Raw genomic sequence first — 23,660 nt, 5'->3', positions numbered from 1 at the left:
TTCGCGAAGAGGCGATCGAAAAGCATATTTTGAAAATGCCTCCGGCGCTCTCCGGCATCCCGATGGTGTATGAGCCGCACGAGAGACTGCTGTATGTCGGCGCTTCCAGCCGGACACAGCTCGATCTCTTCATCGACATGTTCTACCAGACGACCAAGGTTGAACCGGTGCAGCTGACGCCGGGAACGCTGCTGGAGCGGCTCTTTCAGACGACGGAGGCGAGTTTCCCGGTGCTGACCATCGGCGGCCGCCCGGATTCCGAGCCGATGACCGGGCGTGATTTTCTGATGTGGCTCTGGTTCTACAGCGAGACCACCGGCAAACTGGAGCATCCCCAGTACGGCGAATTTGATCTGATGATCGAGGCACCGCTGGTCTTCGTCGGGGAAGGGGATGCGCAGGGCGCGGCGGAGACGACGATCAAGAAGGGGGACTGCCCGCTGCGCAGCGCCGAAGCGAAGGCCTCCATGGCGGTCGGCAAGAAGCTCAAGAAGGCCAAACTGACCCTGACCCGCGCCAACCAGATCTGGAGCGGCACGTTCGATGCCGACCAGTTCGCATTCAGCTCGTTCAAGCTCCCGGAAGGGGAGTCGATGAGCGACGATGAGATCTTTGCCGAACGGGTGTTGAATCTGTCGATCTTCCGCGAGGCGATCAGCAGTTACTTCCGGAAATTCGCCGATCTGATGCTCGGCATGGAGTTTCCGCAATTTGAAAAGGAGATTCGCGAGTGGGCGAAACAGCGGGATGCAATTTGAGGTGCGGTGCCGGAAACGGGCACCCCGAAGACCGGGAGGTCCGTTTTCTCACCGGTGTCTATGACCTGATTCCGGCCGAACTGCTCGCGCTCCGGCCGGTGGTGGAACTCGACCTCGGCTGCGGCGTGGGGAGCTTTACCGCCGAATTGGCGAAGCGGTATCCGGAGCGGACGATTCTGGCCGCCGACGTGATGATCGGGCGGCTGCGCAAACTGGTGCGGCGGATGCACCGCATGGAGCTGGACAACCTCATTCTGCTGCGCTCCGAAGCCCGCTATCTGGTCGGGCTGGCGCTGCCGGATGCTTCGATCGACCGCATCCATCTGCTCTGCCCGGACCCGTGGCCGAAAGGGCGTCATCGCGGGCACCGGCTGCTGACGAGCGATTTCACCGCCCGGCTTCACCGGGTGCTCAAACCGGAGGGGATTTTCCACTTCTCCAGCGACGACGAAGCCTATTGCGGCGCCGTGCACCGGGTGATTACCGCTTCGCGTCTTTTCGTCGAAGCGCCGGAGGCGGTCGAAGACATCGCCGACGTCCGGAGCGATTTTGAGCTGCGCTGGCTGGAGGAGGGCAAGCCGGTCCATCATGCGGCGTGGAAAAAGATTCCGCCGCCGCCGCATACCGTCGGCCATTGATTTCCTCTCCCTCGCGCAGGAGGATGCAAAAAAAACGGGGTGCCGGAACGTGATTCCGGCATCCCGTTTCTGTTTCGGACAACTTCCGCGGTCAGCGGCAGGCCTGGCAGGCCGTGATGATGATCTGCCCGAAGATGTCGTCGGCGTTGCAGCCGCGCGACAGGTCGTTCAGCGGCTTGGCCAGCCCCTGCAGGATCGGGCCGTAGGCGTCGGCGTGGGCCAGACGCTGGACAAGTTTGTAACCGATATTGCCGGCGTTGAGGTCCGGGAAGATCAGGATGTTGGCGGCGCCGCCGAGCGGGCTGCCCGGGGCCTTCGCCGCCGCGACCGAGGGAACCAGCGCGGCATCCGCCTGCAGTTCTCCGTCGGAGATGATGTCGAGCTTTTCCGCTTCCACCTTGGCCTTCATCAGCGCGGCGGCCTCTTTGACCTTGTTGAGGATCTCGTGGTCGGCGCTGTTGCGAGTCGAGAAGGAGAGGAAGGCGATCTTCGGCGTGCCGCCGAGCAGCGAACGGTAGGTCGCCGCGGTGGCCAGCGCGATGTCAACCAGCTGGTTGGCATCCGGATTCGGATTGACGCCGCAGTCGGCGAAGAGCAGGACGTTGTCCCCGGCCGGAGCCGGCGTCTTGAGGTCCATGACGAAGGTGCTGCTGGCGATCTTCATGCCGGGAGCGGTCCCGATGCAGTGGAACGCCGCGCGGAGCATGTCGGCGGTCGAGGCGATGCTGCCGGCGACCAGGCCGTCGGCCAGGCCGCGGCGGCACATCATCGCGCCGAAGTAGATCCGGCTCTTCATGGTCTGGGCGGCCTTTTCCGGAGTCATGCCCTTGGCCTTGCGCATCTCGGTGAACTCTTCGACAAACTCCTTCATCAGCGGGCTGGCGAGGTAGTCGAGCGTTTCGAACTTGCGTTCCGCAACGCCGGCCTTGGCGCAGGCGTCGGAAATTTCCGCCTCGGTGCCGAGGACGATGATCCGGGAGACCACCTTCTCCGCCACGGCCTTGGCGGCGGCCGCCACGACGCGGGGATCCTGCCCTTCCGGCAGAACAATCACTTTGGCGCCTTTGCGGGCGCGTTCCATCAGCGTGTTCAGAACAGACATTTTTCCATCCTTTCCAGATTGAAGCGGCTCCACCGGGGAGCCGCCGATGCTATCTTATTTCTTCAGCCCGAGCGTGTCGACGGTGCTCATGGCGATCATCAGCTCCTCGTTGGTGGGCATGACAATCGCTTTGAACTTGCTGTCGTCGGTGGAGATGATCCCTTCGGTGCCGAAGCAGGCCTCGTTGCGCTTGTCATCCAGCTCGATGCCGAGCGCGGTGATGCCGCTCATGATCCGTTTGCGCATCGGCACGGAGTATTCTCCGACGCCGCCGGTGAAGACCACCGCATCCGCGCCGCCGAGCAGAACGTAGTAGGAGCCGATGTATTTGATCACGCGGCGGGCGAACATCTTGAGCGCGAGTTCCGCCTGCTCGTTGCCGGCCGCGGCGGCGTTGATGTTGTCGCGCATGTCGCCGGAGCCGATGCCGCCGACCCCGTAGAGGCCGGACTTCTTGTTGAGAATCGTGTCGACCTCTTTGGTGGAGAAGCCGAGATCGATCAGCCGGATCACCGCCGCCGGATCGAGGTCGCCGGAACGGGTCCCCATCATCAGTCCTTCGAGCGGGGTGAGCCCCATCGAGGTGTCGATCACCTTGCCGTTCTTGATCGCCGCCATGCTGCAGCCGTTGCCGAGGTGGCAGGTGATCAGCGTCGCATCTTCCGGCTTCTTGCCGAGGAAACGGGCGGTGGCCAGCGTCACATAGTGGTGGCTGGTGCCGTGATAGCCGTATTTGCGGATGCCGTACTTTTTGTAGAACTCATAGGGGATCGCGTAGAGGTAGGCTTCCGGCGGCATGGTCTGATGGAACTGGGTGTCGAACACCGCGACGTTGGGCACGCCGGGCATGGCCGCTTCGCAGGCCTCAATGCCGGCGAGGTTGGCCGGGTTGTGGAGCGGGCCGAGCGGAATGTACTCCCGGATGATCTCCTTGACGCCGTCGTCGACTTTGACCGGACGGGTGATCTTCTCGCCGCCGAGCAGGACGCGGTGGCCGATCGCGGAGATTTCGCTGAGGCTCTTGATGACGCCGTGCTGCGGATCGACCAGTTTCGCGCAGATCTCGCGAACCGCTTCGACATGATCCTTCACCGGGATGACCCCTTCGAATTTGAATCCGTCGGCGCGCTTGTAGATCATGTTCGGCTTTTCGGTGCCGAGCCGTTCGAACTGCCCTTTGGCCAGTACGGTATCGTTTGCCATCGAGAACAGCGTGAATTTCATCGAGCTGCTGCCGGCGTTGATGACCAGGATCTTCATTTGAAAACTCTTTCTCCCTGCTGTATGAATAATGAATGCGTCACTTCTTGCGGAATACGATGCGGCCCTTGGTGAGGTCGTAGGGCGACATCTCCAGCGTCACCGCGTCCCCGGGGAGGATGCGGATGAAGTTCATCCGCATCTTGCCGGAAATGTGTGCGTTCACCGTGTGTCCGGTCTGGATCTCCACTTTGAACATCGTATTCGGAAGCAGCTCTTTGACCACTCCCTCGATTCTGATTACATCGTCTTTGGCCACGTTAAAATCTCCGGTTCGTTTTCTGTTATCAACACCTGGTGTTCGAAATGGGCGGAGCAGGAACCGTCCGCGGTCCTGACCGTCCAGTGGTCGTGGGAATCGGTGGTCACCCGGGCGGTGCCGAGGTTGAGCATCGGTTCGATGCAGATGACCATGCCGGGCACAAGCTGTGCGCCGCGCCCGAAGCCGACAAAATTCGGCACTTCCGGCGGCTCATGGAGCCGCGTGCCGCAGCCGTGGCCGACATATTCCCGGACCACGCCGAGGTGATATTTCTTCGCGGTCATCTCGACCGCGTGACTGATGTGGGAGATGTAGTGGCCGCGCTTCGCCTGGGCGATGCCGTCCATCAGCGCCTGCCGGGTTCCCTTGAGCAGCCGGGCGATCTCCTCGTTGGGTTCGCCGAAGCCGAAGGTGAGGGCGGTATCGCCGATGCCGCCGTCGATTTCCACACCGACGTCGATGCTGACGATGTCGGTGGGCAGCAGAATCCGGTCGGGACGGGCGATGCCGTGCACCACCTCGTCGTTGACCGAGATGCAGATATTGCCGGGGTAGCCCCGGTAGCCGAGAAACGCGCTTTTGCCGCCGGTCTCGCGGATGAGTTCCCCCGCGAGCTGGTCGAGGTCAAAAGTAGTCATTCCGGGTTTCGCCAATTTGGCGACGGAGTCGCGGACCTGCGCGGTGAGCTGTGCCGCGCGGCGGATCCGGGCGATCTCATCCGCCGTATGAATGACCTGATTGCGCGACATGATTTACGCGAGCTCCTTTTCGAGCGTCGCCATGATCTTCGCCTTGTCGGTTTCGGTGATGGTGAGCAGAAGTCCGAGTTTGTCGTAGTAGTCGATCAGCGGCTGGGTCTGCCGGTAGAAGACTTCGAGGCGGGACTTCGCAGTTTCGAGCGAGTCGTCGGGGCGCTGGAAGAGTTCGCCGCCGCACTTGTCGCAGATGTTCTCCTGCTTCGAGGGCTGGAAGATCTTGTTGTAGATCGCTCCGCACTTGCGGCAGTTCTGCCGGGCGGTCAGCCGCTGGAGCAGAAGGTCGTCATCCACCTTGAGGTAGACCACCCGGTCGAGCTGAGTTCCCAGTTCGCGGAGGGCGTCCGCCAGCAGTTCCGCCTGCCGGATGGTGCGCGGGAAGCCGTCGAGAATGAACCCCTCCTGCCGGCAGTCCGGCTGGGAGAGGCGGGAGCGGACCATGCCGGCAACCACTTCGTCGGGAACCAGTTTCCCCGCCTTCATCAGCGTGGAGGCTTCGCGGCCGAGCTGGGTGTCGCGCTTGATCTCGTCGCGGAGAAGATCGCCGGTGGAGATGTGAACCAGCGGCTGTTCGGCCAAGACGAGTGCGGAGATGGTGCCTTTGCCGGCGCCGGGGGCGCCGATGAAGATCAGATTTTTCTGCTTGAACATAAGATTTCCCAATCGATAAAGTTGTGAATATGGTAATCCGGTAATTTACCGGTGACTGCTGAGAAATTCGAAAAGTTCCCCTTCCGGAATTTCACTCTGTGACCCGTCGGCCATGCTCTTGACCACGGCGACCCCCTTCTCCAGCTCGGCGTCGCCGCGGATGACCGCGTACTTCGCGCCGGATTTGTTCGCACTGCGGAGCTGCGCCTTGAACGAACGCTCCTCCAGCTCGAGGGCGACGGTGACTCCGTCGCGACGGAGCCGGTTTGCCAGCTTGAGGTTGGCCATCCGTGCGGCGGCCCCCAGCCCGACCAGATAGAACGAAGCCGGGTCGACACCGGGCGGATTGAGTTTGAGCGCATCCTGCACCATCAGCAGCCGCTCCATGCCGGCGGCGAATCCGACGCCCGGCACCGGACGGTTCTGCCCGGGCAGGAAGAGTTCGTAGCGGCCGCCGCCGGCGACCGCGGTCTGCGCGCCGAGTCCGGAGTGGCTCACTTCGAAGACGGTGTGCACATAGTAGTCCAGCCCGCGCACCAGGAGCGGGTCGACCGTGTAGGGGATCCCGAGCGCGGTGAGCGCGGCCTGCACTTCATCGAAGTAGGCGCGCGATTCGGCGCTGAAGCTCGCCACGTAATCGGGGGCATCGGCCACCACCTTGCGGCACGCCTCCTGCGTGCAGTCGAGGATGCGCCAGACGTTGCGGTCGAGCCGGGCCTTGCAGTCGTCGCACATGGTGTCGATGTGCTGGGCGAAATAGTTGCGCAACAGCTCCCCGGCGGGGCCGCGGTCGGCGGTGACGCCGCGGGTGTTGATGGCGAGTTTCGCATCATTGATGCCGAGTTCCCGCAGGAACTCCATCAGCATGGCGATGCACTCGGCGTCGATGAGCGGCGCGACCCGGCCGACGTTCTCCACGCCGACCTGGTGGAACTGGCGGCGCCGTCCCGCCGCGGGGCGCTCGCCGCGGAACATCGGCCCGCAGTAGTAGACCCGCTGTTCGACGCCGTTGAGGACGTCGGTGTTGGAGAGCGCCCGCATGACGCCGGCGGTCCCCTCCGGCCGGAGGGTGAGGCTGCGTCCGCCGCGGTCTTCGAAGGTGTACATCTCCTTCTGAACCACTTCGGTTTCGCCGCCGAGGCCGCGCTGAAAAATTTCCGTATATTCGAAGATGGGGGTGCGCAGTTCGCCGTAGCCGTACCGGGAGAACACCGAAGCGGCGGTATTCTCAAGGGTGCGCCAGCGCCGTGCTTCCGCCGCAAAGATATCCGCCGTCCCCGGCGGTGGGGCAAAGTTTGCCATGGAACTGATCCCGTGTTGTCTTGTTTCCCGCCTGCCGGAACCGCACTTTCGCGGCAGGCCTCAAAATAAACCACGCCCGACGAAAATTTTTCTCCGTCAGGCGTGTAACCGTCTCATCGCAGCCCAGCTTATTTGAACTGAGCGGGATTGAGTTTTTCGACCGCTTCCTTGAGCTCCTTGCCGGCGCGGAACTTCACGACCGCGCGCTCCGGAATGATCACCTCATTCTTCGGCTGGTTGGGGTTGCGCCCCTTGCGGCTCTTGCGGACCTTGATCTCGAAGACGCCGAAGTTGCGCAGTTCGATGGTGTTGCCGGCGATCAGATCTTCGGCGATATAATCGAGAGTCTTCTGCACGACTTCGGCCACATCATTCTGAATGAATCCGGTTTCCCGTGCAATCTTAACTACCAAATCACGCTTGGTCATTTTGTCTCTCCTGAAATCTCTTATTAAAGGTTGAAAATGTTCCATGATGTCGTTTCAATAATATTGCGCCAAAAATGCGGATAGTCAACACTTTTCACGGAAAAAAGCGGGATTTTTATCATTCTTCGCCGCAAATACCGGAATCGGGTGCCGCTTCCGTATCAAGCCACCGGTGATCCGTCCCCCTTCAGCCCTCCTGCTGTTTGAGTACGGCCCGGCGGAAATTCTTTTTCCCGGCACGCAGAACCAGCCCCGCTTCGCCGAAATCGGCAATCCGCACCGCCGCAACCGGGTCGGTGACTTTTTTGTCGTCGATCGAGACCGCGCCGCCCTGAATCAGGCGCCGGCCGTCGCTGTTGCTCTTGCAGAGGCCGGCGAGGACCAGCAGCCGTGCGACGGTGACCCCTTCCGGAGCGGCGAGCTCCGCTGGATCGATCTCCGCCACCGGCAGCTCCGCCGTCACCCGGACCGGTTCCACCGACGCGATCGAACTGGTCGTGGGAATCTTCCGCTCCGGGTCGGCAAAACCGAACCGGCTGCCGGCGGTGACGAACGCCTCGCGGGCGGCCGCCTCCCCGTGGGCGAGACAGGTCGCTTCGTAGGCGAGGATCTCCTTGGCACGGTTGATGTTTCCGGCCGGATCGCAGAGGCGTTTGATCTCCTCGATCGGCAGCGGGCTGAAGTAGAGCATCAGCTTCTCGACCTGCGCGTCGTCGGAGTTGCGCCAGAACTGGTAGTAATCGAATACGCTGGTGCGGTTGACGTCGAGCCAGACGTTGGCGCCGCCGGAGGTCTTGCCGAACTTCTGCCCGCTGCTGTTCATCAACAGCGGAATGGTCATGCAGTGCACCTCGTTGCCGCTCTTGCGCCGGACCAGCTCGGTGCCGGCGACCATGTTGCCCCACTGGTCCTGGCCGCCCATTTCGAGCTTGCAGCCGTAGTCGCGGTTCAGAATGTAGAAGTCGTACCCCTGAAGGATCGAGTAGTTGAATTCGAGGAACGAGAGACCGTTCTCCAGCCGGGACTTGACCGACTCCTGCGCCAGCATCCGGTTGACGCTGAAGATGCTGCCCACTTCGCGGAGCATTTCAATGTAGCCGATCTTGCAGAGCCAGTCGGCGTTGTTGACGAAGAGCGCCTTCCCGTCGGTGTCGTCGATGAAGCGCCGGAGCTGCGCCCGCAGACAGCGGACGTTTTCCGCGATGGTTTCGAGCGTCATCATCGGCCGGGCGGAGATGCGCCCCGAGGGGTCGCCGATCTGCGCGGTCGCTCCGCCGACCAGCACGATCGGGAAGTGGCCCGCCTTCTGCAGCAGCCGCATGGCCATCACCGGCAGCAGGTGGCCGACGTGCAGGCTGTTTCCGGTCGGATCGAAGCCGACGTAGAACCTGACCTGTTCCGTGGCCAGAAGTTTTTCGATCGCCTCCTCGTCGGTCTGCTGGTAGCAGAAACCCCGCGCTTTCAATTCCTGATAGATGTTCATGATGCCTGCGTGATGTTTTTGATGTTCGAAATAAATACTATACCCCGATTCCGCCGGAACTGCAAATCGAAAACGGAAAAAAAGCGGACGGTCCGGAGCTGAGACGCTCCGGACCGCCCGGACAAGTTCAGAAAGACGGTCAGCGGCGGCGCTGTTTGGCTTCGCGGCGCTTGACTTCGCTCGGCTTCTCGTAGTGACGCCGGTTGCGGAGTTCCTTGAGGGTGCCTTCCTTATCGAGCTTCTTCTTCAGACGGCGCAGAGCGCGGTCGATGATTTCGCCTTTTTTGACGCGAACTTCGGTATCCATGACTGATTCACCCCCTTTGCGATACGTTAGGTTTTGTTACAAGCGATTTTCCAATATACACCGCAATTCCGGCGCTGTCAAGGGGAAATGCCGGAAAAATCAGCCGCGGCGGAGCATCGCCAGCGCCAGACGGAGTCCGTCGGCCGCGGCGGACATGATGCCGCCGGCGCATCCGGCCCCTTCGCCGCCGAGATAGAGGCCGGCGAGCGAGGATTCCAGCGTCGCCGGGTCGCGGAGGAACCGCAGAGGACTCGAGACGCAGGTCTCCGCCCCGATCAGCCGCCCGTGCCGGATGAAACCGGGCATGAGCCGGTCGAAGTGGGTGAGCGCGGCTGCGATTCCGGCGCCGAGCTCCTCCGGCAGCAGCCGGTCGATCCGCCCGGGGACGATGCCGCAGCGGCAGCTGGTTCTGCGGCTGGAGAGGCCGTTCCGGCGGCGGAGGAAGGCGGCGGCGTCCTGAGCCGGCAGGGTGTAGTCGCATCCTCCCTGTTCGAAGACCGCTTTTTCGAGCGCTTCGAGCCGGGCGTACGCCGCGTCGGGGCCGGTGAATTTTTCCGGCGGAAAGGTGACGATAAGACAGCTGTTGGCGAACTCTCCGGCGCGGGCGTAGTCGCTCATGCCGTTGGTGACCGAGCGGCCGCGCCAGGCGGTGGCGTTGAGGATCTCGCCCCCCGGACACATGCAGAAGGTGCTCACGCCGGGGGCCCGCTGCGGATGGGAGACCATGTGGTACTCGGCGGCGCCGAGCGCCTCCGGCCGCGAACCGGTGAGCCGGTACTGCCGGCGGTCGACGAGCTCCTGCGGGTGCTCGATGCGGCAGCCGATCTGAAAGGATTTGAATTCGCACGCCGCACCCCGTTCGCGCAGCCGTCGGCTGAGCTCCCGCCCGCCGAGACCGGCGGCGATCAGCGTGAGCGGCGCTTCGATCGTCTCGCCCGAAGCGGTGACGACGCCGCGGCAGCGGCCGTCCCGCAGCAGAAGGTCGGTCACCTCGACGCCGAAGCGGAACTCGCCGCCGAGGTCGAGAATCCGTTTCCGCAGTCCTGCGGCGACCAGCCGCAACCGGTCCGAACCGATGTGAGGGCGCTTGAGGTAGCGGATTTCCGCCGGTGCGCCCGCTTCGGCGAAGGCGTTCAGAATGAAGCCGGAATTCCCGTCGCGGGTGCCAGTATAGAGCTTCCCGTCGGAGAAGGTCCCGGCGCCTCCTTCGCCGATCAGCAGATTGGCGGATTCTTCGAGTTCCCGCGTTTCGAGGAAGTGCTGGACGGCGGCAAACCGGGGTTCCACCTCCGGCCCGCGGTCGAGAACGACCGGCCGCGTGCCCGCCATCGCGAGGGCGAGGGCGGCGAAGATGCCGGCCGGTCCGGTGCCGACCACCAGCGGGTGGAGCAAAGTGGTCTCCGGCAGTTCCAGCCGGGGGGCTTCGAACTGTGCGAGCATCTCCGGCGGAACCGGTTCCAGTTTCCGGGCGGCGGAGGAGGTTTTCTCCACTTCGGCCAGCAACGTGTAGACCAGCTGCGGCGCGCCGCGGCGGGAGTCGACGCTCTTGGCGAGAATCCGCCAGCTCCGGAGCACGTCCGGCGGGAGGCCGGCGGTTTTTGCGGCGACGGCGCCGATTCTCCGGTCGATGTCGGCAGGGGCGGTGAGGGCGTTGACGGAGAGATTCCGGAATATCGTGTACATGGGGATCCTTACTCTTCCGGCATCGGGGTTTCCACGACGATCTGCCCGTTCCGGATCACCGCGTTGGGAATCGCCTTCTTGACGATCGACTGCTGGAAGGTGAGCGGCTGCTCCTCCTTCTGCGGCGCAGGTTTCGCCGCCGGAGCGGAGGGCGCGGGAGCAGGTTTTTCCGCCGGGGTGGTTTCGATTTCAAGTTCCTCTTCGGTGGTCTCCGCGGTGTCGGCGGTCTCTGCGCTCTCCTCCGCCGCATCCGCAATGTCGGCGTCATTTTGCTGGTTCGTCTGCGGATTCAGCGGCACCGGGACGGCTCCCTCCTCCTCCGGCGTGGCCGGATCCGCCTTGCGCGCCAGCTCCAGCAGCGGGGCGAGCCGATCGCGGGAGGTGGTTTCCTGGAAACTGGCCCGGTCCACCGCTTTGCTGATCGAAACCAGCGAGGTGGTGGCGGCGCGCTCGAGTTCTGGCAGTGAGACGACGCCGGAGAGCGCCTGTTTCTGCGGCACGGTGCAGAGCAGAAAGGCGAGGAAGTTGATGAGGACCATTCCGGCGAGGAAGCCGCAGACGCCGCCGCCGAGTTTGTCGATCGGGCGGGGGAAGGAGAACTCCCGTTGCGTTTCCGGGTGCAGCTGCTCCACCACCTTGTAGAGGACCAGGAAGGTGACGAAAGCCGCGACCAGCATCGAAACCGCCGGTTTGAAGGCGGCCGCCTCCGCCGGGAGAGAGTAGTACTTGCTGATCACAGGTTCGCTCCACAGCGCGACATAGACCGAGAACAGCAGGTTGCAGAAGGTGAGGTAACTGTGGAAAAGACGTCGGTTCAGACCGCGCAGTGCGGTGAGAACCGGCACTCCCCAGAGAATCAGCATTTCCATGGATCCATCACTCCAGATTGAGCGTTACGCGTTCGACTTCTTCGACCGAGGTGATGCCCGCCTCGACCAGTTTGAATCCCTCATACGCCATGATCGAACTGCCGTGTTCGCGCTCGATCTCCTCTTTGATGCTGCTGAGGGTGGCGTTTTCGGCTTCGAGGGTGGAACGCAGAGAGTTGTTCATCACCATCAGATCGAAGATGGCGACCCGGCCGGCGTATCCGGTGCCGTCGCAGTCGCGGCAGCCGACCGGGCGGCAGACGTTGCGGGTGCTCAGCCCCGCCTGGCGGAAGTACTCCGCGTACTCCGGCGCGAGCTCCGTGTGCTCCTTGCAGTGGCAGAGGCGGCGCACCAGCCGCTGTGAGACGAGCAGCTGCAATGTCGCGGCGACGCTCCGCAGCGGCACACCGAGGTTGATCAGCCGGTCGATGGTGCCGAGATTGTCGTTGCTGTGCACGGTCGCGATGATGAGGTGGCCGGTCTGGGCGGCGTGGAACGAGACCTCCGCGGTCTCCTCGTCGCGGATTTCACCGAGGCAGATGATGTCCGGATTCTGACGCAGGGCGTTGCGCAGCAGTTTGGCGAAGGTGATGTCCGCCTTGGTGTTGACCTCCATCTGGCTGATGTTCTCCATGACGTGCTCGATCGGGTCTTCGATGGAGATGACGTTCTTGAGCGAATAGTCGATCGCCTGGAGCAGTGCGTAGAGGGTGGTGGTTTTACCGCTGCCGGTGGGGCCGCAGATCAGAATCATGCCGGAGGGCATCCGGACGGCGTTCTGCATGATCTTGAGATTCTCCCCGGTCAGCCCCGCGTCGCGCAGGGTGAGCGGACCGGCGCTGGAGGCGAGCACCCGGATGGTGATCTTTTCGCCGCCGAACGCTCCGACGCTGGCGACGCGGAACGAGGCCGGACCTTTGGCACTTTCCGCGCTGAAGGCGCCGTCCTGCGGCCGCCGTTTTTCGGTGATGTCCATCCCCGCGGCCACCTTGACGGCGCTGATCACGCTGGCGCCGAGATTGATGTTCATCTCCTCGACCACCCGGAGCGCGCCGTCCACCCGGAAGCGGACCACCAGAGTGCCGTTCGGTTTCGGGTCGAAAAAGATGTCGCTGGCCCGCTTGGAGAGCGCTTCATAGAGCAGATGTTTGAGGCGGAGAATCGCTTCGCCCGACTCCCCGTGCTGGCCGGATTCCAGCACCGGCTGCCCCCGCGAGTCGCGCAGTTCGATCTCCACGTCGTAGCGTCTGGCATTGACTTTGCGGAAGATCGAGTTGAAGTTCTCCCGCAACTGCCCCCACATGTCGTACAGCAGAAAGGCGGCGATGACCAATGGTCCGGCGAGGAGCGCCGCCAGATTGAGCCAGTCGCGTCCTCGCTCCGGCGCATCGGCCCGCCGGTCGATATAGTCGAGCACGTAGACGCCGGAGTACATCCAGGCGGCCAGCAGGAGGATCAGAATCGGATTGTAGTTCACGCGTGTTTTCCCTCAATGAATCCCAATGCTGTAAATGTATTGTCGGCCGCCGCTTTTTTCAACCCGTCGCGGTCAAAAAAAACGGATTTTCCCGCGCCTTTCAAAAGAAAAACGGCCGGAACAGCTGTTTTCTTATCCCGGGATGGAAAAAATCAGAGAAATTCCGTGTTCTCCGCCGTCAGTTTCGCCAGCAGTGCGGGCACGGCGAATTCGGTGCGGAGCGTCCGCCGCCCGAGCGTGACCGGCGTGGCGCCGCACCCGGTGAAGAGCTCCACTTCACTGTCGGTGAAGCCCCCTTCCGGACCGATCAGCAGCGTCGCCGGGCGTTCCAGCCGGGTCGGCAGCGGGCGGACGGCGGAGGGGTGGCCGAGGAAGAGGTCCGACTCCGCCGCCAGAAGCGGCAGCTCTTCGCGCACGAAGCGGTGGAAATCCCGCCGGAACTCCACCTGCGGCATGACGGTGTCCCCGCACTGTTCGAGGGCGAGTTTGAGCGTCTCCGCCACCTCCGGCGGGGTGATGGCCGGACTGCTCCAGTAGCTCTTCTCCGCCTTGCGGGTGGTGAGGAAAAAGAAGCGCTTGACCCCCATCGTCGTCGCGCAGTGGAGCACTTTGACGAAGGTGGGCGGCCGCGGCAGAGCGACCGCCAGCGTCACCGGCAGCGGCGGCGGCGGCTCCCGGTCGAGCGACGGGACAAGTTCGGCCGCCTCCGGGGTGATGGAGATCAGCTCCGCCGTGCCGACCGGGCCGTTGAGCAGCCCCGCCTTGCACCGTTTGCCCGGTTCGGCGTGTATGACTTCGTACAGTTGTTTATGGCGGCGGCCGGTGATGCGCACCCGGTCCGGCGCGATGAAATCGGATTCCTCCAGCAGCAGGAGATTCATGCGTGTTCGCCTCCGTGAATTCGTTGACGGGACATAAGATGGCGCATCGGACGTTTTTTTTCAAGGAGAGGAACCCGGCGGGTGGAAAAAATCCGCATTTTTCCGCCCGCCGGGGGGAAAAAACTCCGGAGCGGTGTTATACTATAGAGCAGAGAAGAACCAATTTTCAACCTGTGAAGGAGAAGATCATGTCCGGAGCCGTCTTTTACGTCGCCGCGATGTCGGAACAGCCCGACGGCGGCATCTACCGTTATGAAATGCGGGAATCCGCCGCGCCGGTGCAGGTCGGGTTCACCCCGGTCCCCAACGCGAACTATATCGCCTTTTCGCCCGACGGCAAATACATGTACACCACCTGTTCGGTGGAGGATGCGGGCGGAGTCGCCTCCTTCCGGATCGAGGCGGACGGGTCGCTCGTGCCGATCAACACCTGTGCCGCGGGCGGGCGCAGCACCTGCTACGTCATCACCGACCCCTCCGGGAAGTTCCTCTACGCCGCCAACTACAGCACCGGCACCTTCGCGGAGTTCAAGCTCGACAACGGCCGGATCGTCGAACGCACCCAGCTCATTCAGCATGAGGGCAAAGGGCCGAACGCCGCCCGGCAGGAGTGCGCGCATCCGCACTTCACCGGGCTTTCGCCCGACGGCCGCTACCTCTGCGTGATCGACCTCGGAATCGACGCCATCAAGGCGTATCCGATCGACCCGGAAAAGGGGCTGGATGCGGCGGGGGCGATCACCAGCCCGGTCCGTCCGGCAGGTTCCGGCCCGCGCCATCTGGTCTTCGACCGCTCGGGCAAAATCGCCTACCTCTTGAACGAACTCGGCAACACGGTGATCTCCTGCCGCTACGCTGACGGCCGGTTCGAGGCGATCGAGACGCGTTCGACCCTGCCGGCCCTGGTCAATGTGGCGACCAAGGCGGCGGCGGTCCGGCTCTCGGCGGACGAGCGTTACCTCTTCGCCTCCAACCGCGGCTTCGACTCGATCGCGGTCTTCCGGCTGGACGGCAAGGGCGGCATGGAGCGCACCTCGCTCGTGCTTTCCGGCGGGAGCAGTCCGCGCGACATCAACTTCCTGCCCGGCGGAACGATGTTCGCCGCCGCCAACGAATTCTCCGACGTGCTGGTCTTCTTCGACTACGACGGCGAAGGCGGTCTCACGCCGAACGGGCTCATCTACAAGCTGCCGCGGCCGCTCTGCGTCATGTGGCGCTGAACGGTCCGGAACGCGGCAAACTCCGGGAGGATGACTTCATGAAAGCGTTGCTTGCCCTGTTTCTGCTGGTTTCGCTCTGCGGCTGTTCGACGTTCCGCGCGCTCTTCGACGAGACGCCGGAGGAGACCGCGGCCCGGCGGAACCGTGCCGCCGCCGCGCGGCAGACCTCCGCCGGGGAGGGGCAGACCAAAGAGTTCCGCGACCCGGTGGATGACCTGCTCCGCATCCGGCGGAGCAAGCCGGCTCCGGTCGCCGCCGGATTCGACCTCACCGAAGAGGAGCGCCGCGTGCTGGAGAATTCCCTCTCCGACGGAGCCGCTCCGAGCGCCGAGGAGGAGGCCTTCCGCCGCCGGGTCCGCGAAGGGCAGCAGAAGAACGAGGCGTGGGTCTTCGGCGGCAATCCGTTCAAAGAGTAGAAGCGGGGTGACGTGAAGCGGGTGCGGCCGGTTCTTTTCCGCCTTTCCGCCCGGCCGGAGACGGCTCTTGCGCTCGGCGTGGTGTTGGGCGCCGCCTCCGGAGCGGCCGGCGGGAGTGCCGCGGCGCTTGCCGCGGTGCCGGCGGGAATTCTCTGCGCTCTCCTTCTGCTTCCCCTCCGGGCGGCGCTGCCCGGCGCGCTCGGGGCAGTGCTCGGCGCGGCAAGCTGGTACTGTCACGCGAACGGATGGCAGGAGGATGACGCACTTCGCTCCCTGCCGGAGCGGAATCTCCGGGCGGAGGCGGTCTGTCGCCTCACCGACGGCAGAATCACGTCGGTCCGGGCGGTTCCGGCGCCGGGGCTGATCCGGGCGGAACTCGTCGCCCTCCGGCTGTTGGGGGAGCGGGAGTTCCGGCCCGCTTCCGGAATGCTCTATCTGCGCTTCCCCGACCCGGCTCTGCCGTCACCTCCCTGCGGCGCGGTGATCACCGCCGGCGGCACACTGGAACTCCCGGCGGAATCCGTCTTCCGGCAGGAGGAGGGGGAGTTGCGTCCGGTCCGGAACGGTCTCTCCTTTGCCGGATTTCTCGCCGCCCGCGGTGCGGAACGGCTCTTCCGGATCGACCAATTCCGGGTGGAGCGGATGGCGCCGGGCGTCGTCGGACGGCTCTGCCGGGTCCGCGATTTTCTGATGGAACGGGCGTTGCGGGGCGTCACCTCCGACCGGGTCCGCGGCTGTGCCGCCGCGCTCTTTTTCGGCGCGACCGGCGGCATCGACAACTCCATCCGCGAACGGTTCGTCCGCTCCGGCACGATCCACCTCTTCTCGGTGAGCGGGATGCATGTCGCCGTGCTGGCCGGCGTGCTGCTCTGGCTGCTCCGGCCGCTGCCGCTGCGGCCGCGGATGCTCTCGCTCCTGCTGCTGGTCGGCGCCTATGTGCTGACCACCGGAGCCAATCCGCCCGCGGTCCGCGCCCTCTGCATGATCGGCGTCTGGTGTCTGCTGCGGATGGTGCTGCTCTACACGCCGGCGCTCAACACGCTCTTTCTCGCGGCGGCGGCGATGGTGCTCGTTTCGCCGATGCTGGTGCTCGACCTCGGGTTCCAGTACTCCTTCGTCATCACCGCCATGCTGATTCTGCTCGCGGAACGGTTCCGGGAGTGGAACGAACTTCTTCGCGAACCGCTCCGCTACATGCCGACCGGCCGTGCCGCGTTCCGCTTCGAGCGGTCGCTCCGGCGGGGAAGTGCACTGCTCTTCGCCGTCGGCGGGTGTGTCGGAGCCTTTCTCGCCGGAGCGGGCATCTCGCTCTATTCGCAGGGACTGCTTCTGCCCGGTTCGGTGCTGGCCAATCTGCTGCTCTCGCCGCTGGTGGGCGCACTCTTCCCGGTGCTTGCCTTCAAACTCGCGTTCGGCGCGCTCCTGCCGGGACTCGACCAACTGGGCGCTTGGCTGCTCACCACCGGATTCTCGCTGATGGATGCGGTCGCCGGAACCGTTTCGACCTGTTTCGGCCGGATGTCGGCGGTGCGTCCCGCCGCCTGGGAGGCCGTGCTTTTCACCGGGGCACTGCTCGTCGCCGCCGGGGTGCGGAAGAGGCGGATTGCCGTTGCGGCCGCGTTTCTCGCCGCCATATTGCTGGCCGGGTGGGTGGTCCGCGCGGAAATCCGCCCGCCGTCGCTGATGACCGGCGCCGGCGGCCGTTCCCCCCTGCCGGTGGTCGCGGTCGCCGAACCCGGACGCGGCGTCGGCGTCGCAATCAACATGCCGGGCTCCGACGCCGCGGAGGCGGTGGCCGGGTTCTTCCGTTCAAACGGTATCACCGAGGTGGAGACCCTCTACCTCTCCCGGCCCCGGACCGGGGCGGTGCTGGGGGTGCCCGCTCTGCTCCGGGCGATGCCGGTTCGCCGGATCGCCCTGCCGCCGCGGGATTCCTACGGCTGGCGGATGGAGGAGCTGCTCGAACTGCGCGCCGCCGGAGTGCCGGTGAGCCGTCATGCCGGACGCGACCCCGGTTTCTGCCGGATTCTTGATGAAAAAACGCATTGGGAGGTTGAATATTTCAATCCCGGGTCTAAATTGATATTCCGGCTGTGGATCGATGCGGCCGATTCCGGGTGGTGTTTCACGCTGCGCCGCCCGGGCCGCCCGGAGGAGCGGTTTCAGATTCCATACGGCAGCGTGCCGGAGATGCGCGAGCATGTGTTCGAAGGATTCTGAAAAGAAGTTGAAAATCTGCCATGTCATCACCCGGATGATCGTCGGCGGCGCCCAGGAAAATACCCTCTACTCGGTGATCGGCCACCTGCGCCACGGTCACGAAGCGGTTCTGCTGACCGGTCCTTCCCCCGGGCGGGAGGGGAAACTGCTCGCCCATGTCGACAGTTCCGGCGTCGAAACCGTCGAACTGCCCTCGCTGGTGCGCCGCCTCGACCCGGTCAACGACCTCAAGGCCTACTTCGCACTGAAGCGCTTCTTCCGGGAGCGCCGGTTCGACGTGGTCCATACCCACTGCTCGAAAGCGGGAATCCTCGGGCGGCTGGCCGCCCGCGCCGCCGGCGTGCCGGTAGTGGTCCACACCGTCCACGGGCAGGCGTTTCACCCCTACGAGAAGCCGTGGAAAAACGCCCTCTACAAGTTCGCCGAACGCCTGGCCGCCCGCCGCAGTGACCGCATTTTCGCCGTTGCGCAGGCGATGATCGACCAGTGCGTCGAAGCCGGGATCGCGCCGCGCGACCGCTACCGGGTGGTCTATTCCGGCATGGATACCGCGCTCTTCGCCGGGGCGAAGCCGGAACCGGCGTTGCGTGACACGCTCGGCATTCCGCCGGAGGCGCGGGTGATCGTCACCGTCGCCCGGCTCTTCCAGCAGAAGGGGTATGAGTATGTCATTCCGGCGGCGGCGAAGGTGATCGCGGAGTTCCCCGACACCCATCTTCTGATCGTCGGCGACGGGCCGATGCGGGAGCAGCTCGACGCCGAAATCGCCGCGCTGGGGCTCACCGGGCACTTCCACTTCGCCGGACTGGTCGCGCCCGATCAGGTTCACCGCTATCTCGCGCTCGCCGATCTGCTCTGGCACCTCTCGCTCCACGAGGGGCTGCCCCGCTCGGTGGTGCAGGCGCTGGCGACCGGAATTCCGGCGATCGGATTCCGGCTCGACGGCACGCCGGAGGTGGTGATCGACGGCGAGACCGGCTACTGCGCCGCTCCGGAATCGGTGGAGGAGGTGGCCGAAGCGACCCGCAAGCTCTGGCTCGACCCGGATGGCGCCCGGAAGATGGGCGAGAACGGCCGGAAGCTGGTGCTGGAGAAGTTCCGCTGGGAGACGATGGTCGACATTCTCGAGCGGGAGTACCGCGAACTGCTCGAACACGTTTCGCGCTGAAAAAAAAGAGATCCCCGGTCGCCCGGGGATCTTCGGTTTCTGCAATCAAAGGCGGGAATTACCCCACTTCGGCGCCGGAGGCGATTTCGCCGTCGGTCGTCACCAGCCGGAGCGTGTCGCCCTCCTTTGCCGCCAGCAGCATTCCGGCGGATTCGATGCCGCGGATCTTCGCCGGCCGGAGGTTGGCGACGATCACGATGCTCTTCCCCGCCAGCGACTCCGGCGTGTACCAGCGGGCGATGCCGGAGACGATCTGCCGCTCTTCGCCGCCGGATTCAATCCGGAGCCGCAGCAGCCGGTCCGCACCCTCCACCCGGCTCGCCTCGATCACCTTCGCGGTGCGGAGCTGAACTTTGGCGAAATCGGCGATGTCGATCAGCTCCACCACGCCGGCCGGAGCGGCCGCTTTCGCCGGTTTTGCCGCCTTCGCCGCCTTTTCCTGCTTCGCCGGTTTCGCCTCGGCTTCCTTCGCCGCTTCAAACTGGATGCGCGGGAAGAGCGCGTCGCAGTCCTGCACGGTCCGCCCGGCGAGGTCGCTCTTCTTCGTCTTGAGGTCGGAGATCTTCAGCGCGGCGAAGTCGTTCCGGTTGTACCCGAGCGCGGCGCCGAGATCCGCCATCTTCGACGGCATCACCGGCGCGAGCAGCACCGCGACCCGGCGGAGCGCGTCGGCCGCGGTGTAGAGCACCGTATTGAGCCGGGCGAGCTCGCCCTTCTTGGCGAGACTCCACGGCGCGGTCTTCTCCATGTAGCGGTTGCCGGCCCGGACCGCGTTCATCACCGCCGCCAGCCCCTGGTCGAACTTCATCGCCAGCAGGCAGCTCTCCATCGCCGCGACCGCCTTGTCGACCTCCGCGTTGAGTTCGGCTTCGTCGGCGGTGAGTTCAGCGGGCGGCTGGATCACGCCGCCGGAGCGGAGCGTCATCTTCAGCACCCGCGAAAGCAGGTTGCCGAGGTCGTTGGCCAGATCGCTGTTGTAGCGGGCGACGAACGCCTCTTCGGTGAAGTTCGCGTCATTACCCGGCGACATTTCCGAGAGCAGGAAGTAGCGGAAGGCGTCCACGCCGTAGCGCTCGACCATATCCATCGGATTGACCACGTTGCCGAGCGACTTGCTCATCTTGGTGTTGCCGGTCAGCCACCAGCCGTGGGCGAAGATGGTCCGCGGCATCGGCAGGCCGATCGCCTTGAGCATGGTCGGCCAGTAGACGCTGTGGGTGGTGAGAATGTCCTTGCCGATCAGATGGTAGCTCGCCGGCCACCAGTGCTCGAACTCCTCCTGGTTGCGGTGGAAGCCCACGCCGGAGATGTAGTTGATGAGCGCGTCGAACCAGACGTAGCAGACGTAATCGGGGTCGAACGGCAGTTCGATGCCCCACGAGAGGCGCGATTTCGGGCGGCTGATGCAGAGGTCGGAGAGCTTCTTCCGGAGGAAGCCCAGCGTCTCATTCGCCCGGAACGACGGCTGGATGAAGTCCGGATGGGTCTGGATGTAGTCGATCAGCCAGTCCTGATACTTGCTCATGCGGAAGAAGTAGTTCGACTCTTTGATCGCGCTCACTTCGCGGCCGCACTCCGGACACTTCCCGTCGACCAGATCCTTCTCGGTGAAGAACCGTTCGTCGCCGACGCAGTACCAGCCGGTGTATTCCGCCTTGTAGATTTCGCCGCGGTCGTAGAGCTCCTGGAGGATCTCCCGCACCACCTTCTTGTGGTACTCCTCGGTGGTGCGGATGAAACGGTCGTTGGTGATCCCCAGCTTGCGCCACAGCTCCTGAAAGCGGACCACGGTCTCATCGCAGTGCTGTTTCGGATCCATCTGCCGCTTCTCGGCCGCCTTCTGCACCTTCTGGCCGTGCTCGTCGGTGCCGGTGAGGAAGAAGGTGTCCTCGCCGAGGGAACGGTGGTAGCGCGCCAGCACGTCGGCGAGAATCGTCGTGTAGGCGTGGCCGATGTGGGGTTTGTCGTTGACGTAATAGATCGGTGTCGTCACGTAGAAATTTTCAGTGTTCATCGGTACCTCCCGGAAGAGTATGTGAAACGTGTCAGATCAAAATTTTCATTAATATATCCTCCCGGCGGGAAAAAAGCGAATTCCAAACCGGGAAAACAGAAAACGGCCCGCGACCCGGACCGGGCCGCGGACCGTATCCGCGAAGAAGTTCTCCCTCTTACTGGAGCTTGCCGGCGATGCCGAGCCAGCTCTGAATCACCGGCGAGAACTTGATGAACACCGGCGCGAAGACGATGCACACCATGCTCATGAGCTTGATGAGGATGTTCAGCGCCGGACCGCTGGTGTCTTTGCAGGGATCGCCGACGGTGTCGCCGATCACGGCGGCGGCATGGGTCGGATTCTTGGAGCCGTCGGCGAGCTTCTTGCCGCCGTAGGCGCCGTTTTCGATGTGCTTCTTGGCGTTGTCCCAGGCGCCGCCGGCGTTGTTGAGCATCGTGGCGAGCACGAACCCGGTGGCGAGTCCGCCCGCGAGCATGCCCATCACGCCCGGAATGCCGAGGATCAGCCCGGTCAGCACCGGAATGACGATCGCCAGCAGCGACGGCACGAGCATTTCACGCTGCGCTCCGGCGGTGGAGATCGCCACACAGCGGGCGTAGTCCGGTTTCTCTTCGCCCTTCATGATGCCGGGCATCGCCTGGAACTGGCGGCGCACCTCTTCGACCATCGAACCCGCGGCGCGGCCGACCGCCTTCATCGTCATCGCGCAGAAGAGGAACGCGGCCATGCCGCCGATGAAGAGACCGCCCAGCAGCATCGGATTCATGATGTTCAGCTGCTGCCAGTCGACGAAATTGAGAATGGTCATCTTGCTGGCGGCGGCGACGTCGATCCCTTCGCCGAGGCCGGAGTCGAACTTGCCGATCCAGATCTTGCTCTCTTCAATGAAGCTGGCCAGCAGCGCCATCGCGGTCAGCGCTGCCGAACCGATCGCGAATCCCTTGCCGGTCGCGGCGGTGGTGTTGCCGAGCGAGTCGAGCGCGTCGGTGCGCTGACGCACCTCCGGCGGAAGGCCGGACATCTCCGCGTTGCCGCCGGCGTTGTCGGCGATCGGCCCGTAGGCGTCGGTCGCCAGCGTGATTCCGAGGGTCGAGAGCATGCCGACCGCGGCGAATCCGACGCCGTAGAGGCCCATCGAGAAGGCGCCCGGCTCCCCGGAGAATCCGCCTGCGAAGCCGTAGGCGCAGAGGATGCCGATGACGATGGTCACCACCGGAATTCCAGCGGAGTACATGCCGGTGGCCAGTCCGTCGATGATTGTGGTGGCCGGGCCCATCTGGGCCTGGAAGGCGATGCCGCGGGTCGGTTTGTATTCCGCGCTGGTGTAGTATTCGGTCGCCTGACCGATGATCACGCCCGCCGCCAGTCCGGCGACCACCGAACCGAAGATGCCGCAGGAGATGAAGTCAAGGTACCACAGAAAGAGCAGGGCGACCAGGATCAGCACCGAGCTGCCGAGCGTTCTGGTGAGCAGACTGCGCAGCAGCTGCTTCTGGGTGGCTCCCTCCTTGCAGCTGACCATGCGGATTCCCACCAGCGAGAGCAGCGTGCCCAGCCCCGCCACGATCATCGGCGAAAGAACCAGCTTGAGCGCGTAATCGGTCGTCGCTCCGGCGGTCTGAGCCGCGACGGCGGCGCCCAGCGCGGCGGTCGCGAGGATCGAGCCGCAGTAGGATTCGTAGAGGTCCGCGCCCATGCCGGCGACGTCGCCGACGTTGTCGCCGACGTTGTCCGCGATGGTGGCCGGGTTGCGCGGGTCATCCTCCGGAATTCCCGCTTCGACCTTGCCGACCAGGTCGGCGCCGACGTCGGCGGCCTTGGTGTAGATGCCGCCGCCGACGCGGGCGAAGAGCGCCTGGGTGGAGGCGCCCATGCCGAAGGTCAGCATGGTGGTGGTGATGTGGACCAGTTTTTCAGAGACCGAGCAGCCGGCCGGAACCAGTTCCAGCCCGAGGAAGCGCAGGCCGGTCGCCATGTGTTCCGGCGTGTAGACCAGCTTGTCGAGGATGAGGTACCACAAACAGATGTCGAGCAGTCCGAAGCCGACCACCACCATGCCCATGACCGCGCCGGAGCGGAAGGCGACCTGCAGGCCGCGGTTCAGCCCTTCGCTGGCCGCCTGCGCGGTGCGGTTGGAGGCGCGGGTCGCGGTCTTCATGCCGATGTAGCCGCAGAGGCCGGAGAAGAAGCCGCCGGTCAGGAAGGCGACCGGCACGAACGGGTTCTGCACGCCGCAGAAGGCCAGGACCGCGAAGATGACGAAGAGAATGAAGAAGACGATGCCGACCACCTTGTACTGGCGGCGGAGATAGGCCATCGCCCCTTCGCGGACGTAGCCGGCGATCTCCTTCATCCGCTCATTTCCCTCGTCGGCCGCGATCATCTTGCGGTAGAACATCAGCGCAACCAGCAGAGCGATGATCGACGCGAGCGGCGCCACCCACCAGAGCAGCGGCATTCCAGCGAACATGGAGAGGCTCTCCATGTCCGGCGGAACGGCGTTTTCGACGACGGTTACGGATTCAACCACCACGTCAGCGGCGGCGGCCAGTCCTGCAAAGGAGAGGCCTGTCAGCAGCAGTTTTTTCATTTGAGCTCCCCGGTTAGAGTTGATGATATATCTGAATTCGGCCGGAGTGCCGGCCACAATTCCCGTTTAAAAATACTCCGTCAAATCGATCCGCGGTATGGAAAAAACGGTGAAAATTCTGCACTTTTCCATTTTTCAGACGGAAACCCAAATTGCAATTACAATAGTTTCAT

Annotated in this window: 21 protein-coding genes; 6 read left to right on the top strand and 15 right to left on the bottom strand. The window is 64.1% G+C overall.

The window, feature by feature from the left end:
• On the top strand, positions 1-758 hold a 758-nt coding region (locus ACMLHG_RS09055), incomplete at its 5' end, for a hypothetical protein (protein ID WP_417170281.1).
• Positions 731-1,396 (top strand): tRNA (guanine(46)-N(7))-methyltransferase TrmB, encoded by a 666-nt coding sequence (gene trmB, locus ACMLHG_RS09050; protein ID WP_294436385.1) that lies wholly within the window; start codon positions 731-733, stop codon positions 1,394-1,396. The genes ACMLHG_RS09055 and trmB, both read left to right, overlap by 28 nt.
• 91 nt (positions 1,397-1,487) lie before the next feature.
• Here the strand turns inward: trmB and pta are convergent, their stop codons facing one another.
• The 13 genes from pta to ACMLHG_RS08985 all read right to left on the bottom strand — a co-directional run bounded on the left by pta (position 1,488) and on the right by ACMLHG_RS08985 (position 13,856).
• Positions 1,488-2,498 carry a phosphate acetyltransferase gene (gene pta / locus ACMLHG_RS09045; protein WP_295810833.1) on the bottom strand — a complete coding sequence of 337 codons (1,011 nt, stop codon included), beginning with the start codon at positions 2,496-2,498 and terminating at the stop codon, positions 1,488-1,490.
• Positions 2,499-2,552: 54 nt separating this feature from the next.
• Positions 2,553-3,758 carry an acetate/propionate family kinase gene (locus tag ACMLHG_RS09040; protein ID WP_417170280.1) on the bottom strand — a complete coding sequence of 402 codons (1,206 nt, stop codon included), beginning with the start codon at positions 3,756-3,758 and terminating at the stop codon, positions 2,553-2,555.
• 40 nt (positions 3,759-3,798) lie between these two features.
• Complete coding sequence (gene infA, locus ACMLHG_RS09035) at positions 3,799-4,017, bottom strand: translation initiation factor IF-1 (RefSeq protein ID WP_294436381.1); 219 nt, start codon at positions 4,015-4,017, stop codon at positions 3,799-3,801.
• Positions 3,999-4,769 carry a type I methionyl aminopeptidase gene (gene map / locus ACMLHG_RS09030; protein ID WP_294436380.1) on the bottom strand — a complete coding sequence of 257 codons (771 nt, stop codon included), beginning with the start codon at positions 4,767-4,769 and terminating at the stop codon, positions 3,999-4,001. The genes infA and map overlap by 19 nt, the downstream gene beginning before the upstream one ends.
• 3 nt (positions 4,770-4,772) lie before the next feature.
• Complete coding sequence (locus ACMLHG_RS09025; RefSeq protein ID WP_295810837.1) at positions 4,773-5,426, bottom strand: adenylate kinase; 654 nt, start codon at positions 5,424-5,426, stop codon at positions 4,773-4,775.
• A 45-nt stretch (positions 5,427-5,471) separates the two neighbouring features.
• On the bottom strand, positions 5,472-6,728 hold the full coding sequence (hisS, locus tag ACMLHG_RS09020; RefSeq protein WP_417170279.1) for a histidine--tRNA ligase: 1,257 nt from the start codon (positions 6,726-6,728) through the stop codon (positions 5,472-5,474).
• 128 nt (positions 6,729-6,856) lie between these two features.
• On the bottom strand, positions 6,857-7,201 hold the full coding sequence (locus tag ACMLHG_RS09015) for an HU family DNA-binding protein (protein WP_294436377.1): 345 nt from the start codon (positions 7,199-7,201) through the stop codon (positions 6,857-6,859).
• Between the two features lie 142 nt (positions 7,202-7,343).
• Positions 7,344-8,639: a tyrosine--tRNA ligase gene (gene tyrS, locus ACMLHG_RS09010; RefSeq protein WP_295810845.1), complete on the bottom strand. Its 1,296-nt coding sequence runs from the start codon at positions 8,637-8,639 to the stop codon at positions 7,344-7,346.
• 139 nt (positions 8,640-8,778) lie between these two features.
• Positions 8,779-8,946 (bottom strand): 30S ribosomal protein S21, encoded by a 168-nt coding sequence (gene rpsU / locus ACMLHG_RS09005; RefSeq protein ID WP_294436375.1) that lies wholly within the window; start codon positions 8,944-8,946, stop codon positions 8,779-8,781.
• Between the two features lie 99 nt (positions 8,947-9,045).
• Positions 9,046-10,629: an NAD(P)/FAD-dependent oxidoreductase gene (locus ACMLHG_RS09000; protein WP_417170278.1), complete on the bottom strand. Its 1,584-nt coding sequence runs from the start codon at positions 10,627-10,629 to the stop codon at positions 9,046-9,048.
• Positions 10,630-10,637: 8 nt separating this feature from the next.
• Positions 10,638-11,498: a CvpA family protein gene (locus tag ACMLHG_RS08995; protein ID WP_417170277.1), complete on the bottom strand. Its 861-nt coding sequence runs from the start codon at positions 11,496-11,498 to the stop codon at positions 10,638-10,640.
• Between the two features lie 7 nt (positions 11,499-11,505).
• The gene (locus ACMLHG_RS08990; protein ID WP_417170276.1) at positions 11,506-12,975 is read right to left on the bottom strand and encodes a GspE/PulE family protein; all 1,470 of its coding nucleotides are present in this window, start codon (positions 12,973-12,975) and stop codon (positions 11,506-11,508) included.
• A 152-nt stretch (positions 12,976-13,127) separates the two neighbouring features.
• Complete coding sequence (locus ACMLHG_RS08985) at positions 13,128-13,856, bottom strand: 16S rRNA (uracil(1498)-N(3))-methyltransferase (RefSeq protein WP_294436371.1); 729 nt, start codon at positions 13,854-13,856, stop codon at positions 13,128-13,130.
• Positions 13,857-14,044: 188 nt separating this feature from the next.
• On the opposite strand from ACMLHG_RS08985, the gene ACMLHG_RS08980 reads away from it, so the two are divergent.
• Genes ACMLHG_RS08980 through ACMLHG_RS08965 form a run of 4 tightly spaced genes read left to right on the top strand, consistent with a single transcriptional unit; the run spans position 14,045 to position 18,880 of the window.
• Positions 14,045-15,076, top strand: coding sequence for a lactonase family protein (locus tag ACMLHG_RS08980; protein WP_294436370.1), 1,032 nt, complete (start codon positions 14,045-14,047; stop codon positions 15,074-15,076).
• 38 nt (positions 15,077-15,114) lie between these two features.
• On the top strand, positions 15,115-15,492 hold the full coding sequence (locus ACMLHG_RS08975) for a hypothetical protein (protein WP_294436369.1): 378 nt from the start codon (positions 15,115-15,117) through the stop codon (positions 15,490-15,492).
• 12 nt (positions 15,493-15,504) lie between these two features.
• Positions 15,505-17,712 (top strand): ComEC/Rec2 family competence protein, encoded by a 2,208-nt coding sequence (locus ACMLHG_RS08970; RefSeq protein ID WP_417170275.1) that lies wholly within the window; start codon positions 15,505-15,507, stop codon positions 17,710-17,712.
• Positions 17,693-18,880: a glycosyltransferase family 4 protein gene (locus ACMLHG_RS08965; protein WP_417170274.1), complete on the top strand. Its 1,188-nt coding sequence runs from the start codon at positions 17,693-17,695 to the stop codon at positions 18,878-18,880. The genes ACMLHG_RS08970 and ACMLHG_RS08965 overlap by 20 nt, the downstream gene beginning before the upstream one ends.
• Positions 18,881-18,938: 58 nt before the next feature.
• Here the strand turns inward: ACMLHG_RS08965 and metG are convergent, their stop codons facing one another.
• Both metG and ACMLHG_RS08955 read right to left on the bottom strand, forming a co-directional pair.
• Entirely contained in the window at positions 18,939-20,894 is a 1,956-nt protein-coding gene (metG, locus tag ACMLHG_RS08960) for a methionine--tRNA ligase (protein WP_417170273.1), read from the bottom strand.
• 157 nt (positions 20,895-21,051) lie between these two features.
• The gene (locus ACMLHG_RS08955; RefSeq protein WP_417170282.1) at positions 21,052-23,355 is read right to left on the bottom strand and encodes a sodium-translocating pyrophosphatase; all 2,304 of its coding nucleotides are present in this window, start codon (positions 23,353-23,355) and stop codon (positions 21,052-21,054) included.
• Between the last annotated feature and the right edge of the window lie 305 nt (positions 23,356-23,660).

It is taken from the genome of Victivallis sp., assembly GCF_048170485.1.
Taxonomy (GTDB): domain Bacteria; phylum Verrucomicrobiota; class Lentisphaeria; order Victivallales; family Victivallaceae; genus Victivallis.
The sequence above is the reverse complement of the archived record's forward strand: the minus strand, read 5'-3'. Positions and strand labels throughout refer to the sequence as shown.